Below are 12,536 nucleotides of genomic sequence, written 5' to 3'. Positions count from 1 at the left end.
CGGTGCCGTAGAACAGCACGCGGTCGAAGGCGTAGCCGAGGCGGCCGCGGACCGTGCCGAAGAAGTCGAGCGTGCTGAGCAGGCCGTTGGTCGGCACGAAGGCGCCGAAGGCCGGGCCGACCGCGCCGTTCACGAGGTAGCTCTGGCGGCGGTTGCCGAAGTCGAGGTACTGCGCATCAGCCTCGAAGCCGATGACCACGCCCGAGCCCGGGGTGAACTGGTAGTTGTAGCCGATCTGGCCACCGCCGGAGAAGCCTTCGTTCTGGTTGCGGCCGTAGGTCAGCGTGGAGCCAGGCGCCAAGATGCGCGGAACCGACAGGCCAGCGCCCGTGATCGCGACCGGGTTGGCGCCGGTCTGGGTGAAGCCGTTCTGCGCGTTGTTGCTGGCGTCGAAGGCGTAGCCAGCGTTGATACCGAAGTAGGCGCCGGTCCAGGTGAACACCGGCACGGGGGTGAACACCGGCGGCGGGGCGCGACGCGGAAGGTCGGCGGCCGAGGCGGCGGCGGTGAGGGCAGTGAACGCGGCCAACGAGGCCAGAAACTTCTTCATGACGGTGCTTTCCCCAGCAAGATGCCCGATCAGTGAGCAGGATAGCTGGTTCTCCACAGCCGAGCTGTATCGTCCGCGCCACACTTGTGGCGGGAGTGAGGCGCGGGCGTGATTTATTGCTCTAAGCCTCAGCACCGTCCTTGGCCTTCCGTGGTCGCCCGGCCCTCTTCGGCTTCTCGGAGGTGGCCTCAGCAGCCGCAGCAGCCTTCGGGGATGCGTTCCGACGCTGTTGGCCGAGCCTATTCTTGTAAGCCATTTCTGAACGCAACGCCGAGTAGTTGGCCGCCGTTGAGGGGTAACTCTGCGGCAGGCCGAAGCGCTCGCGGTACTCGTCGAACGTCAGGCCATTGCGGATGATGTGACGCTTCAGCGTCTTGTACGGCTTGCCATCGATGAAGCTGATGAGCGCGTCCGGCGTGATCGACTTCCGGATTTGAGCGGGGGTTGCCTTCTCGGCCGACTGTGCCTGGTGCGTGGCGCTCTGACGGAGGCCGGCGAGCGCAGCGTGCGTGCTGGCGATCAACTCCGCCATGTCGGCCGGCCGAACCGAGTTCTTAGACACGTAGGCTGAGACGACGTCGGCCGTGAGTTGCACATAATCGGTAGCAGCGGCCTCGATTGTTTCTACGTTCTCGTCCACGATCTATTCTCCAGCGCGGGTCGACATGTCCCTGCACCCTTTATCGTGCATTGGCAAGATATCTCGGCATCAGTAGACGTCGAAATTCGCTTCTAATTTGCGATCACTGTAGGCTTCATCTTTCAAAGTGCTATATCAGCAGCTAGGTCAGACAATGCTTTGGCAGGCGGCAGTAGGCATGGCGCAGAGACAACGATCCGGCAACACCCTTCTCGGGGTCTCCCGGGTGAGGGCAGAGGAGCGCGGCGGCCCGTCAGGGTTCGCGGACCGGCAGGAGGCGACCGTGCGGGCCCCGATCGAGGCCCCGGCGCGAGCCGTCGGGGGCGAGCTCGTCCCGGCCGAGGACTTCGCCACCTCCACTCTGCCGGCAATCCTCGATACGCTAGTGAACCCCGATGCCGTGGCGGCCGACGCAAGCCGGGACCGGCTCGACCTCGCCAAGAACGCAGGCTCGCTCGAACTGGCCTTGGACACGGCTGATACGATCCAGGCCGGCGATGCGCTGGAGCGGATGCTCGCCCACCAGATGGCGACCACCCACGTCCTGGCGATGAAGGCCGCGGCTGTCATGGGGCAGCAGCTCGACATGGCCGACCGGACCATGGGTGCGGCCAAGCAGGCGGCGTGCGTCGAGGCAGCCCGGATGGCCGGCACGGTGGCGCGGCTGACCGGCTCGTTCCAGGCCGGAATGCAGACCCTGCAGCGGGTGCGGGCCGGCGGCCAGCAGACGGTGGTGGTGCAGCACAACTACGTCGGGGACGGCGGCCAGGCCGTGATCGGCGGCCAGCAGCAGGTCGGGGGAGGGGGTGCCCAGCGGCGGAAGAGAGGGGGCCGGGGTGCCTCCTGAATTGGACGACGGACCCCATGCACACGGCTGGCGGAACGCGATGGCGCGAACCTGGGCATCTCCTCGGTGCGGTGCCTGCACCCGGCAAGGGTCGGCCTGTCGCTCCCCCGCGATGCCGAACGGTCGTTGCCGGATGCATGGCGGCGGGAGCCGTGGACCGACGACTGCGGAAGGTCTGGCCCGGTCCAGAACCTCGACGCGGACCCACGGTCGGCGATCAGCGGAGCATGCCGCGATGCGCCGTCAGATGCGGGCGGCCTTCATCCAGTTGCGCGACATGGTGCGCTCCACGAACGCCGAGCTGCGGGAGACGGAGGCCCTGCACCGAGCGATGATGCGGCGGCTTGGGCGGTAGGGTCAGGCCCTCGGCCCTCCGATCCGCAACTAAATTCACTGCCGGTGAACAGCCCTCGCGCCTGGGTTGCCATTGGTTAACGAATGGTTAAGCTTCTGCGTAAGTACTACGGGGAAGGGCGGCCATGAAACCAATCTATCCGCAGCCCGGGGATCGCCTTAGCGACGCACAGCCCCCCGCGATAACAATCCGGCCTCCGCACGAGGATGAGGTCCTCCAGGAGCAGATGCGGCGTTTGCACAACGCCCGCGCTCGCCAGCGTGCCACCCGCCGTCACCTCGCCGGCCGGACCTGCATCTAGGGCTGGCAATCACATGCCCGACCACGCCTTTCTGCTCTGCGTCGTCATGGTTGCCGTCGGATGGGCGATAGGGATGGGCATCGCCACCGCTGCCCGACGCCTCCGGCCTCGCCGCGTGAAGTGGGACGATCCTGCCGACGCAGAGGTTCGCTCACTCTCGTGATGGCCTGGGCCACGCCGGGCGAAATCTTCAGGAACTGCGTTCAGCCTGTTTCCAGCCTCGCCCCGCCTGGCGAGACTGAAGAGGCGCGCAATGGATGCCAGGCGTTATTGATGTCACTGGCCTGGCCGCCCCGGTCGCACTGATCATGCGGCCTTGGGTCGGCGTGCTAGCGGCTGCACAGCCCGGCATGGGCGAGAACGTGCGGGTGACTGCGGGGAACGCCTCCACGAGCCTCTGGCGCCGCGTCGTCATGCTGCCACCGATCGAACGAGGTCTGGCGAAAGCTCTATCCGACTCGGAACTGCTCGCGGTCGCATTGGACAAGGAAGGCGCCTCCCCATCCGAAGCCCGACTTGATGCTCTCTTCGCCTTGAATGTCTTGATCGCGCTGCTGCGAGAGGCGCGGCCGAACGCGCGCGCGAAGGGGCTTGGGCTCGGCTGGTAGGCGGCTGAACTGCCAAGTTTTCAGAGCTATTAGGCAACCTTTCGGTTCTACTCTCAACCCAGATCGTGGCCGAGACCTGCCTGATGTCTGCACTTCGTGTCCGCACGCGCCGCCACTCGACGTCGAAAGCAGCAGTCATCGCGTGCGATGGACACGCCGTGGAATGTACCGTTGCCAATACGTCCGTGGGAGGCGCGCGTCTATTGGTGAGGGACGCAGGAGCCGTCCCGAATCGGTTCGAGCTCCAGACCAAGCCAGCCGATAGCGTGTATCAATGTCGAACCGTCTGGCGCGAAGAGGGTGAGGTCGGCGTCGAGTTCGTAGACGGGACCTGAGTCGCCTTCGTCACGACCTCGCGGTTCGATCCACCGCGAGGAGCGCCTGCGCCCCGAGGACGACGATTGATCCTGTTTTAACGTACCATTGGCGGTGCTGCATTGAGAGGCGGCGACGTCCCGCCTCAGGCGGCGCTGTCGCGCTGCCCTATGTTCATCCTGAACTCCATCGCTAGTCCTAGCGAGGTTGAAGGATGGCCGCGTTCAACACGAGTGGCCTACCGCCGGTGCTGACGAAGCTGCTGGCGCCATGGTTGGACGCCATTGAGGCGTCCGAACCCGGCATGGGCAATCATGTGATGGCGATCGCGGAGCATGGCGTCGATGCTCTGCGGTACAGGATCGAAATGACGCCCATGCTGGAACAGGCGTTCTTCGATGCGCGGGCGATCTTGGCCCCTACGCCCTGTCTGGCCTGGAGCATGCCGCTGCTGGCGTCCGATCCCTGCAGAGTGGCGAGCCCTACGCGGACGAGCTGAAGCGCGTGCAGGGCTACAGCCAGCAGATGGCCGACGCGCACCCCTACGCCACCACCGGAGGCGAGATCGGCGGCGGCGTGCTTGGTACCGCACCCGCCATCGCTGCAGCCCCCGCAGCGTTCGGAGCTGGGACGGCCGCGCTGCCGGCCCGGATGGCCGCCTCGATGTTCTCGGGGGCCGGTATCGGCGGGGCGGACTCTGCCGTTCGGAGCGGAGGTGATCTTGACGCAGTGGGTAAGGGTGCTGCTGCGGGCGCTGCCTTTGGGACCGCCGCCCCTGTAGCAGGCGCTGCTATCGGCGCCGGGATCCGGAAATTCTACGATCTGATCGGCGGCTTGCGCTCGGCGGATAGCGGGTTCGGCTCGGCCGCCACGCGGATCTTGGGCGAGGATGTCGCGAACTCGGGCGGCATCGATGCTGTTCGTAGCCGCCTGAACGAACTTGGCTCGCCCGCCATGCTGCTCGATGCCTCCCCCTCCCTCCAAGGGCAGGCGCAGGGCCTCGCGGTCCGTCCGGAGACCCGGGAGGCCGTCACTGCGCCGATCATGGCCCGCACCGCCGGCACCAGCGACCGGCTCGGGCAGGACGTGAATGCGGCCCTCGGGCCGGCGCAGAGCGCGCCGACGGCGACGGTGGATCTGCGCGGCCAGCGAATGGCTCCGAACCAAGCCATCGGTGCTGCAGTGGACGTTCTGTCGATAGCCGCCAGGATTGCGCGCGGAGTCTCAGGACGGCCGCCGTCCATAACCTGCAGCCCGGCAACCGAAGTCGCCTGATGCCCGCCAGCGAGCCTGATTTCGAAACTATGGGGCTATCCGCATGAGCGCAGGCTTAGATGATCTCGCCCGATTTTGGCTTGCAGCGGCTGCCAGCCCTGATCTGCTCGATGATCCGCAGGGCCTCCGTCATCCGCTTTTGCTGCCCGCCGCCGAACTCGGGATCAGCCTCAACCGCCTCTGCGATTTCGGCTGCCGATTGAAGGAAGTCGGGTCCAAGGACAGAAGCCAGCCCGAAGACGATCGCGGAGAAGGCGCGGGTCTCATATTCGAGAGCCAGAATGCGCCTGCGTAGCTCTCTGATCTCATCCTGCTCAGTCATGCGGATAATCTGCTGTGAGTCGTGGCATGCGTCTAGACGTGAGATATTCGCGGTATGGAGGTCACGTCTGTGAGTGACGGATCCAGTTTTGGAGCCCTGCCCTCCTTCACCGACACCGACACGTCGTTGAGCCCCGCCCTGCAGGAGTGGTTGCAGATGCAGCAGCTCGCCCAGGCGCAGGGCCAGAGCGGCATGGGTCAGGGCATGACCCAGGACGTGCCGCAGGCGACCCCGCCCGGGGTTACCGGCTACCAGCCCCAGACGCCGCCGACCGGAGCACCGACTCCCGTGGTGCAGCCGCAGGCGCAGGGCCTCGCCTCCGCGGCCCTGAATGCGCTAGGGCTGAACAGCGCCGAGGCGGCCACCATGGACCCGGCCGACATCCGTGGTCGGTTCATCTCGACCCTGCAGCAGGGCGGTCTGACGAACCCGAACGGCCTCGGCGCGGTGGCAGCCTACGCCCAGCATGAGAGCCGATACTCGCCCTCAAACATCACCGGCTCGTGGTCGGACCCGTCCGAGAGCGGGCAGGCGGGCCAGTCCGGCGGCATCCTGTCGTGGCGGGCCGACCGGCTCGCGAACATGAAGGCCTTCACGCAGGGCGCCGCCGACCCGGTGGTGGCGCAGGCGCAGTTCACCCTCGCGGAGAACCCCGTGCTGATCCGGGCGCTGCAGAACGCCCAGAGCCCGCAGGAGGCCAACGCCCTGATGGCCGACGCGTGGAAATTCGCAGGTTGGAACCGGCCCGGCGGTGAGAGCGCGGCTCGGCTGGCGACGACGCAGGCCTACGCCAACAGCTTCGGCGGCGGGCGGGCCCTGCCGGCCGTGGCGGCTCCACGCGGCGGCTCGATGGGGTCCACGGCGCAGCAGGGTGGCTTCGGCCTGGGTGGCGTTGTAGGGCAGGGCGCGGCCGTGCCGGGGCAGTCCTCGCCCATGCCCGGCGTCGCGTCCCTATCGGACCAGCCCCTCACGGTGGCGCCGCCCCCGGTTGATTTTACCGACCCGGCCCAGCAGCAGCCGAGCAACCAGTACGCGCAGGTCGGCAACGCGCTGAAGGCCGCTGCGGCCGCCCAGAAACAGGGGCAGCAGAAGGGCGGCGGGATGATGAGCGCACCCGAGGCTGGCGGTCGGCCGATCTCGCTGCAGCAGGCCCGGGCCATGTTCGATCCCGGCAGGTTCTACGGGATGCTGCGCAGTGCGGGTGTGCGGAGCTGATTAGCCGATTGAAATTAGGGCGCTCCGCACGAGTATTCCGACATCAAGCCAAGGCGGATTACCTGCCGGCTGGAGGAGAAGCCTCTTCATGCGTGCATCTCTCATTACCGCCACCGTCCTGATCTGCAGCGCAGCCTTGCTGACCCAACCAGCTTTTGCAGCTGTCGGCGTGGACGCCAGCATTTCCCTTTCAACCAACCTGATCACAGTCGTCAAAGCGAAGAAGCAATCCAAGAAGAGCACGAAATCGATGGCGCCCGACACGAGCGGCGGCACCGCTGCCACAGGCAGCAACGCAACGCCGGGCGGCAAATAACCGCCCACCCTGTCTCGCGCTCGGCACCATTCGGATGCCGGGCGCAGATCATGTTCGACCCGGGCGAGGTGGGCAGGAGGGTGCGATGCTGACGAGGACCGCAATCTACGAAGGCACGGTTCGCGACGGCCGGGAGGAGGAGTTCTTCAGCCGCGTGCGCGACGAATTGGAACCACTCTGGCGCCGCTTCCCCGGTGTGACGACGGTGCGGGTGCAGCGCCTTGTCTCGAAAGATGCGGACGCTCGGCCGATCGCGATGATCCTAGAGATGGATTTTCCGGATCAGCAGGCCCTCGACGCCTGCCTTGCATCATCAATTCGGCCAGAGTCGCATGCGGCGACCGAGGCGGTGATGACACTGTTCGAGGGTCGGTTCTACCACCTCGTCAGCGAGGCAACGGTGCTCACACCCGCTGGCTGAGCCGCCCCACTGGAATGTCGTTTGATCACTACCGAGGCGCCGGCTCGTCCCGCGGGTCGTAGGTCTAGCCGTGCTGCCCGGGCATGCGCCCAAGATGGCGAGCGCGGCAGTGGCGGCCAAAACATCATCCACGCCCGCCCGGGTTAATCCGGGGGGGCTATCGAACGGGCGTGGAGGTCGGGAGGAAGCCCAACGGACTTAGACTACGCCCGGCCCAACGCAGCGCTACAACATGGGTGAGGGTTCTTCTGATGCTCGATTTGAGCATCCACGCCCGTCCGGCTGCTCTGGGGACGGGCTAGAGACGGGCGTGGACAGCCAGCAAACCGCCCCCTCAGGGCGTGCCAGCGCCGCAGGCCTACGCTGAAGCGGGCAGGAGCAAAACCTATTTCGGTTTTGTAGAGCGACGATTATCAATCCAGTGCGGCCATCAAGGTTGGTTCGGCGCTCTGATCCAATTGGTAAGACATGGCAATGTTTGCCCCATGGCTGATAAGCTGCGCCTGACCAAGCAGCATTAGCAGAGCGAACACACCCCAGAGAGCCACGAATTTAATCGGGGGACCGTCGTTGACCATCTTCGTCGCTCCTCTGTGGCGAGCAGCCAAAACGGTACTGTCGAAAGCGCACCCGAACGTCCCCCAAACGGGGGATACACGCTCGAAGCTCGCATTGTTGTGGCTGGTATACTGAATGTCTTAGAGCGAAAATTTGAGGATCGAGATAAGTTCAAATATCCGTGAGCTAGCAGTCTGGGTTTTACGAATGATCTCACGCGGATGCCGCTAGCGGGTCTAATTTGGTTCTGCGCCTTCCTACCGCCCGAGACGTGTCAGAAGCCGCCGGCCGTATGCATCCCAGAGTAGCTGAGCGGAATAGGCACCTTGGAGGGTGATCATCACCTCCCAGTTCTTGCGCACGACCTTCAGGAAGGTTCGATGGTGGATTACACCCTCCGCCCCGATAGCGACGGCGAGGATTGTGCTGACGGTAAGGATGCCGAGCCACGAGTACCGTCGAGCGACGATGACGCCCAGCGCCGCAGTCAGGATGTACAGCATGAGGTCTGCCGGCCTGCCAAATCGGTCGGCTTAGGTAGCCTGGGACGATCAACTCTCGCAAGCGAGGCCTATGACAAGCTGCGCTATTCAGCCATCATCAGATCAGCAAAACCATAAGTTGCGCCAGTTACAATCATGCTCCAGATTATAAGAAGGCATGCTCGAAACGTATAGCCTGCCGTCGGCGGCAGTTTCCCATACCACAGCCTCGCTCTTATGAGCAAAATCCTAAATGGATTGCGCGACGCCCTGTTGATCATTCTGGTCAACTCGATGCGAGGCTGGTGAAACGCATTGTTTTCGGCAATTTCAGCCGGTTCGATCGTTGCAATCACACTTACTTAATAAATGCAACATTCTTCGCATAGAAGCAATTGCTCAGTCATGGGCGTGCGCGTAAGCGGATACTCCCGCTCGTAGGCGCCGCCCGCAGATTGCAAGTTGACCTACGTGACTCTTTCAGGCCGCGAGATATTCCGCCTCCTCGCGCCACGCATCACGCTGGGCCTGGATCGCTCCTTTGCGAGCATGCAGATGGGCCACGGCGATCGCGGCCTTCGCTAGCAGGCCTAGGACGTTGGCGAGTCGTCGGTGCAGCTCGGCGATCCCGTTCTGGGCTGATGCAGACGTGAAGGTGTAGAAGGCACTCACGGCGCGTCGTGATCGCGGTATCCGGCCATGCGGTACCATCTGCGGATTGCCAGAACCCGGCCTCAAGGCAGCGTGGACATCCACAGCGAGGCTTTCAACGCCCCGACCATCGAGGCCGCCATTATTCGCGCCGTTGAGGTGGTGGATGGCTTTCTCGGTGATCGACCGGGCATCGCTGTGCTGACCAGCGCGTACCGTGGCTCGATCTGGTCTCAGCGCTATAAGATGCCTGAGCCGCCGTTCTCCTAGGCCACACGGTGCAGAGGCCTTCTCAGCGCCTCAGCCTCCTCCCGCCACGCATCGCGCTCGGTCCGCATCGCCTCGAAGAGGGCGTGCATGTTGCCGGCATCGATGGCGGTCTCCACGAGCATGTCGTGGGCCGAGGCCAGTTGCTCGCGCGGCTCGGCGTTTTCGGCCGAATGGAGTGTGCTATAATGCTCTGACCGACGAACCGACGGAGGTTCTGATGGACATGAAGCAGTCGCTCGAGCTTGCGGTCTTCGTCATCGCGGCAATCGCGATAGTGGCCAGCTTCTTCAACATGCTGACGCGGGAGCGTCGCGTGAAAGTCGGCTACATCTACAACGGTAGCAGCGGCCGCGGGAGCGGAAGTCACAGCAGCTCCAACTCGTGGACGGATATGAGTCCGCCCCCCGGCGACATCCACGGCAGTCACCACTGCTCAGACGGCGGCGCTTCCAGCGACGGCGGAAGTTGCGGCGGAGGAGATGGCGGCGGCGGAGGGAACTGAGGCGATTATCTGCCTCGGCTATTCGATGATCAGCGCGACGGCGCCGACGAGGCTGCACAGAGGCCAATGGCGATAGACTCCAGGTGGCGCTCTGCCGGCGCTGTGCACACGGCCGATCATTTTGACATCATGGACCTCCGCCTCGATCGCCGCGTTGAGCGATATACGCGCGGAGTTTCCTATGACCCTGCCCGACCCAACCCGTTTAGCTCTTACAGAAGCCGCCCTCGCATCCGCGGATCGGCTCTGGCGTGAGGAAATGCGCCGGATCTACGGGCCGGACGGAGTACTGACCTACGGGTATGCTCCAGAAGGGCAGGGCGGCCTCGGCACGCCGCTGCGGCGAAGCTACGAGGCTCGACGGGTAGCAGTGGCACTCTGGCGCAGTGAACGATATCAACGCCGACACGAGGCGACAACACCATGCTGACAGGTAGCCTGTTATGGCTGATCGGGGTGCCGATCCCCATCGTCATCCTGCTGTGGTTCTTCTTCCTGCGTGGGCGATGAAGGGGGCGCAACATCATGGCCGAGACTGACAAACCACCGGGTGTGAGCGTTGTGCCTCCGACGGTGCCAATCCCGAACGTTAATGTGCCGGACCCGACGACCGGCAGCGAGCCCGAGAGCAAGGATCCAGTCAAAGACGCCGAGAGCAAGCCTGACGATCCCGACAAGGCGGCTGAGGACGGCTTGGCCTAATCGGTATCCCGGCGGCAGGGCATCTCGCCGGCTGCGATCAGTGCACTGGCGATCGCCACCATTCGCCGACCTTGATGGCGCGCGGCGTTCAGGTCGTCTGGCCGTGGTGGCTGGTTCTCTTTTCCGACGATCGTGGAAGCACCGTAGGGCGAGCCCGCCTCCAGCATCGCCTCGTCGGTGTAGCCGGTTGGAAGGATCACCATGCCCAGGTGTGCCATCGGCGCGTACAGCGATAGCGTGACGACCTCGGAACCACCGTGCGGCCAGGATGCCGCCGCGAATGCACCCCCGACCTTGCCGGCCAGGGCACCCCGCTTCCACTGCGGGCCGAGCAGGTCCAAGAAGTTCTTCAGCTCGGTCGCCATCGCGCCGAAGTAGCTCGGCGTGCCGAACAGTATCGCGTCCGCCCACTCGGCATCTTCGTGGGTGGGAACTTCGTACAGGGCGTTCTGCCGAGCCGCACTTTCGGTCCAGCCGTCAACTTTCGCCATCGCCGCCGCGTCGACGACTTCTCGCGCTCTACGCACGCGGACATCAGCGCCAGCCTCTCGCGCAGCCTCAGCCGCAGCAGCCGCGAGCTTTTCGACGCTGCCGCTGCGCGAGTAGTAGACGATGAGCAGGCGGGTTGGATCGGATGTGTGGTCGGCCACGCCGTCCTCCTATGGGTTGGCGCTACGTGTGGCCGGTTGCGGGTAGGACGGGCTGCCGCCCGGAACAGCGGTGCTGTTGGACGGCGAAGTCGCGCTGCCCTGGCCGCTCTCAGTTCCGGTGAGTTGCTTGCGTGAGGCGCTCTGGCTCTGACCCGCATAGTCCGGCGGTGAGCTTCCGCCCTGCCACATCATCAGACCGGCCAGCGCTGCCACCATCAGGCCTACGCTGACGATCAGGACGTAGAGTGCTGGCCTGCCGCGCTTGCCCTGTCGGCCGTCCTGCCCGGAGAGTTGTTCTGCCACCGATGAACCTCGCTCACCTGCAGATGCAGGCGCGTAGATGCAACGGAGCGGCGGTATGAGAGGTCCGACCCTGTGGCGCTATGGCTCCCGGACCACTAGAGCCACATCGAAGTAGCCCCGCGTCATTGGAGCCGCGGGGCTGGCGACGGCTACATCCGCGAACGACGCATGTGGTGACGCCGGTGATGCTTCATACGCATCATGCCTCGCTGGCCACCCATCCGCTTCTGCGACGGGCTCTTCACGCTGCCTGGATTGTTCATATTGCGTTGGGCGCTACCGCCGCCGGCAGAGGTCTGAGCGAGAGCCGCCCCTGTGACTGCGAGCGATAGCGCCGCGGCCAGGGCAAAGGTCTTCATCATCATAGACGTTTTCCTCCAGACGGATCGGTTCGATCAGTCGTGATCCAAACGTCACCGCGCCTGACATTGTTCAGGCGCCTGCTATGACGACATCTACGGATCCTTCTGCCGACGCAATCGCAAAGCCAGGACCAGCGCGCCTGGCCAGAACACGAGGCTAAAACAGGGCGACAGGGAGAATGGGGCGCCCCTTCCACCAGACGATGATGACCGGCAGGGACAGGCCCGGGATCGCCACCGCGAGGAAGGCCCAGAACTCAAGGTCGGACAGGTCAATCCGTCACTCGTAGCAGCAGGACGCTGCTACGCTTTCTTCACGCTTGGTGGCAGAGTGCCACTCCCATGCCGATCCGGCCCGAGCACCGCTTCTTCTACCCGATCGACTGGCCGCAGCTCTCGGCCGTGATCCGGTTCGGCCGTGCCAGGAGCTGCTGCGAGGGCTGCGGGCGACCTCACGGGCGGATGGTCTACCACCTCGGCGATGGCCGCTGGTGGGATGCGGAAGCCGGCCGTTGGCGCGATGGGTGGGGCAGGCGGATCCGGATTACGGTAGACGCTGACATCCTCAGTCGCGTCAGCCGGACCCGTGTGGTTCTGGCCGCCGCCCATCGGGACCACGACACGTCGAACAACGCGGAAGGCAACCTCGCGGCCTTCTGCCAGCGGTGCCACATGATCCACGATCGCCCGGAGCATCAACGGCGGCGTTGGCGCACGCTGTTCCGGCGGAAGGCGCTCGGCGATTTGTTTGGGGGTCCCTACGCGTAGGAACGCATCAGCGGCGCCGTGACCACCGCGACGCCAGAGTAAACGAACGGTTCACCAACTCAGCGCAATTGCTCGGGTCGCCTCGATCCTACCGCGATGTGGCGACGTTCTACCGGCACACCC

Annotated in this window: 20 protein-coding genes and 1 pseudogene; 13 read left to right on the top strand and 8 right to left on the bottom strand. The window is 64.8% G+C overall.

Going from position 1 to position 12,536, the window contains the following annotated elements:
• Both ACLBX9_RS18805 and ACLBX9_RS18800 read right to left on the bottom strand, forming a co-directional pair.
• Positions 1–550, bottom strand: a 550-nt coding sequence (locus ACLBX9_RS18805) for an outer membrane protein (protein ID WP_447720022.1), incomplete at its 3' end; no start/stop codon positions are given.
• 121 nt (positions 551–671) lie between these two features.
• The gene (locus tag ACLBX9_RS18800; RefSeq protein WP_447720021.1) at positions 672–1,190 is read right to left on the bottom strand and encodes a MucR family transcriptional regulator; all 519 of its coding nucleotides are present in this window, start codon (positions 1,188–1,190) and stop codon (positions 672–674) included.
• A gap of 178 nt (positions 1,191–1,368) precedes the next feature.
• Between ACLBX9_RS18800 and ACLBX9_RS18795 the strand changes: the two genes are divergently transcribed.
• From ACLBX9_RS18795 to ACLBX9_RS18770, 6 genes and pseudogenes are all read left to right on the top strand, one after another.
• The gene (locus ACLBX9_RS18795) at positions 1,369–2,037 is read left to right on the top strand and encodes a hypothetical protein (RefSeq protein ID WP_447720020.1); all 669 of its coding nucleotides are present in this window, start codon (positions 1,369–1,371) and stop codon (positions 2,035–2,037) included.
• Positions 2,038–2,077: 40 nt separating this feature from the next.
• A pseudogene (locus tag ACLBX9_RS18790) lies at positions 2,078–2,200 on the top strand (HGGxSTG domain-containing protein); the annotation flags it as partial.
• Positions 2,201–2,950: 750 nt separating this feature from the next.
• Positions 2,951–3,301, top strand: a complete 351-nt coding sequence (locus ACLBX9_RS18785; RefSeq protein WP_447720019.1) for a hypothetical protein — start codon at positions 2,951–2,953, stop codon at positions 3,299–3,301.
• Between the two features lie 83 nt (positions 3,302–3,384).
• Positions 3,385–3,636, top strand: coding sequence for a PilZ domain-containing protein (locus tag ACLBX9_RS18780; protein WP_447720018.1), 252 nt, complete (start codon positions 3,385–3,387; stop codon positions 3,634–3,636).
• 194 nt (positions 3,637–3,830) lie between these two features.
• Positions 3,831–4,115, top strand: coding sequence for a hypothetical protein (locus ACLBX9_RS18775; protein WP_447720017.1), 285 nt, complete (start codon positions 3,831–3,833; stop codon positions 4,113–4,115).
• Positions 4,116–4,120: 5 nt separating this feature from the next.
• Positions 4,121–4,891, top strand: coding sequence for an Elastin precursor (locus tag ACLBX9_RS18770; RefSeq protein WP_447720016.1), 771 nt, complete (start codon positions 4,121–4,123; stop codon positions 4,889–4,891).
• 55 nt (positions 4,892–4,946) lie between these two features.
• On the opposite strand, the gene ACLBX9_RS18765 is transcribed toward ACLBX9_RS18770, so the two are convergent.
• Positions 4,947–5,213 carry a hypothetical protein gene (locus tag ACLBX9_RS18765; protein WP_447720015.1) on the bottom strand — a complete coding sequence of 89 codons (267 nt, stop codon included), beginning with the start codon at positions 5,211–5,213 and terminating at the stop codon, positions 4,947–4,949.
• 69 nt (positions 5,214–5,282) lie between these two features.
• Between ACLBX9_RS18765 and ACLBX9_RS18760 the strand changes: the two genes are divergently transcribed.
• The 3 genes from ACLBX9_RS18760 (at position 5,283) to ACLBX9_RS18750 (ending at position 7,165) form a co-directional block, all read left to right on the top strand.
• Complete coding sequence (locus tag ACLBX9_RS18760) at positions 5,283–6,428, top strand: hypothetical protein (protein WP_447720014.1); 1,146 nt, start codon at positions 5,283–5,285, stop codon at positions 6,426–6,428.
• Positions 6,429–6,516: 88 nt separating this feature from the next.
• Positions 6,517–6,744 carry a hypothetical protein gene (locus ACLBX9_RS18755; protein WP_447720013.1) on the top strand — a complete coding sequence of 76 codons (228 nt, stop codon included), beginning with the start codon at positions 6,517–6,519 and terminating at the stop codon, positions 6,742–6,744.
• Positions 6,745–6,829: 85 nt separating this feature from the next.
• Complete coding sequence (locus ACLBX9_RS18750; RefSeq protein WP_447720012.1) at positions 6,830–7,165, top strand: hypothetical protein; 336 nt, start codon at positions 6,830–6,832, stop codon at positions 7,163–7,165.
• A gap of 413 nt (positions 7,166–7,578) precedes the next feature.
• Here ACLBX9_RS18750 and ACLBX9_RS18745 read toward each other — a convergent pair whose 3' ends face one another.
• From ACLBX9_RS18745 to ACLBX9_RS18735, 3 genes are all read right to left on the bottom strand, one after another.
• Positions 7,579–7,743 carry a hypothetical protein gene (locus ACLBX9_RS18745; protein ID WP_447720011.1) on the bottom strand — a complete coding sequence of 55 codons (165 nt, stop codon included), beginning with the start codon at positions 7,741–7,743 and terminating at the stop codon, positions 7,579–7,581.
• 237 nt (positions 7,744–7,980) lie between these two features.
• Positions 7,981–8,226: a hypothetical protein gene (locus ACLBX9_RS18740; protein WP_447720010.1), complete on the bottom strand. Its 246-nt coding sequence runs from the start codon at positions 8,224–8,226 to the stop codon at positions 7,981–7,983.
• 459 nt (positions 8,227–8,685) lie between these two features.
• The gene (locus ACLBX9_RS18735; protein WP_447720009.1) at positions 8,686–8,877 is read right to left on the bottom strand and encodes a hypothetical protein; all 192 of its coding nucleotides are present in this window, start codon (positions 8,875–8,877) and stop codon (positions 8,686–8,688) included.
• A 27-nt stretch (positions 8,878–8,904) separates the two neighbouring features.
• Between ACLBX9_RS18735 and ACLBX9_RS18730 the strand changes: the two genes are divergently transcribed.
• From ACLBX9_RS18730 to ACLBX9_RS18720, 3 genes are all read left to right on the top strand, one after another.
• On the top strand, positions 8,905–9,126 hold the full coding sequence (locus tag ACLBX9_RS18730; protein WP_447720008.1) for a hypothetical protein: 222 nt from the start codon (positions 8,905–8,907) through the stop codon (positions 9,124–9,126).
• Between the two features lie 217 nt (positions 9,127–9,343).
• Positions 9,344–9,628: a hypothetical protein gene (locus ACLBX9_RS18725; RefSeq protein ID WP_447720007.1), complete on the top strand. Its 285-nt coding sequence runs from the start codon at positions 9,344–9,346 to the stop codon at positions 9,626–9,628.
• A 525-nt stretch (positions 9,629–10,153) separates the two neighbouring features.
• Positions 10,154–10,330, top strand: coding sequence for a hypothetical protein (locus tag ACLBX9_RS18720; protein WP_447720006.1), 177 nt, complete (start codon positions 10,154–10,156; stop codon positions 10,328–10,330).
• On the opposite strand, the gene wrbA is transcribed toward ACLBX9_RS18720, so the two are convergent.
• On the bottom strand, positions 10,327–10,980 hold the full coding sequence (gene wrbA / locus ACLBX9_RS18715) for an NAD(P)H:quinone oxidoreductase (RefSeq protein ID WP_447720005.1): 654 nt from the start codon (positions 10,978–10,980) through the stop codon (positions 10,327–10,329). The two genes, ACLBX9_RS18720 and wrbA, sit on opposite strands and share 4 nt — an antisense overlap.
• 9 nt (positions 10,981–10,989) lie before the next feature.
• On the bottom strand, positions 10,990–11,283 hold the full coding sequence (locus tag ACLBX9_RS18710; protein WP_447720004.1) for a hypothetical protein: 294 nt from the start codon (positions 11,281–11,283) through the stop codon (positions 10,990–10,992).
• A gap of 704 nt (positions 11,284–11,987) precedes the next feature.
• On the opposite strand from ACLBX9_RS18710, the gene ACLBX9_RS18705 reads away from it, so the two are divergent.
• Entirely contained in the window at positions 11,988–12,413 is a 426-nt protein-coding gene (locus tag ACLBX9_RS18705) for a hypothetical protein (RefSeq protein WP_447720003.1), read from the top strand.
• Positions 12,414–12,536 lie beyond the last annotated feature (123 nt).

The organism is Methylobacterium sp. A49B, assembly GCF_053346215.1.
Note: the sequence above shows the minus strand (reverse complement) of the source record. Positions and strands in the feature narration are given on the sequence as shown.

Excerpts from the sequence above, each read along its gene's own strand:
- ACLBX9_RS18795 (WP_447720020.1), top strand. The coding sequence starts at position 1,369 with ATGGCGCAGAGACAACGATCCGGCAACACCCTTCTCGGGGTCTCCCGG.
- ACLBX9_RS18785 (WP_447720019.1), top strand. The coding sequence starts at position 2,951 with ATGCCAGGCGTTATTGATGTCACTGGCCTGGCCGCCCCGGTCGCACTG.
- ACLBX9_RS18780 (WP_447720018.1), top strand. The coding sequence starts at position 3,385 with ATGTCTGCACTTCGTGTCCGCACGCGCCGCCACTCGACGTCGAAAGCA.
- ACLBX9_RS18775 (WP_447720017.1), top strand. The coding sequence starts at position 3,831 with ATGGCCGCGTTCAACACGAGTGGCCTACCGCCGGTGCTGACGAAGCTG.
- ACLBX9_RS18765 (WP_447720015.1), bottom strand. The coding sequence starts at position 5,213 with ATGACTGAGCAGGATGAGATCAGAGAGCTACGCAGGCGCATTCTGGCT.
- ACLBX9_RS18755 (WP_447720013.1), top strand. The coding sequence starts at position 6,517 with ATGCGTGCATCTCTCATTACCGCCACCGTCCTGATCTGCAGCGCAGCC.
- ACLBX9_RS18750 (WP_447720012.1), top strand. The coding sequence starts at position 6,830 with ATGCTGACGAGGACCGCAATCTACGAAGGCACGGTTCGCGACGGCCGG.
- ACLBX9_RS18745 (WP_447720011.1), bottom strand. The coding sequence starts at position 7,743 with ATGGTCAACGACGGTCCCCCGATTAAATTCGTGGCTCTCTGGGGTGTG.
- ACLBX9_RS18740 (WP_447720010.1), bottom strand. The coding sequence starts at position 8,226 with ATGCTGTACATCCTGACTGCGGCGCTGGGCGTCATCGTCGCTCGACGG.
- ACLBX9_RS18730 (WP_447720008.1), top strand. The coding sequence starts at position 8,905 with ATGCGGTACCATCTGCGGATTGCCAGAACCCGGCCTCAAGGCAGCGTG.
- ACLBX9_RS18725 (WP_447720007.1), top strand. The coding sequence starts at position 9,344 with ATGGACATGAAGCAGTCGCTCGAGCTTGCGGTCTTCGTCATCGCGGCA.
- ACLBX9_RS18720 (WP_447720006.1), top strand. The coding sequence starts at position 10,154 with ATGGCCGAGACTGACAAACCACCGGGTGTGAGCGTTGTGCCTCCGACG.
- ACLBX9_RS18705 (WP_447720003.1), top strand. The coding sequence starts at position 11,988 with ATGCCGATCCGGCCCGAGCACCGCTTCTTCTACCCGATCGACTGGCCG.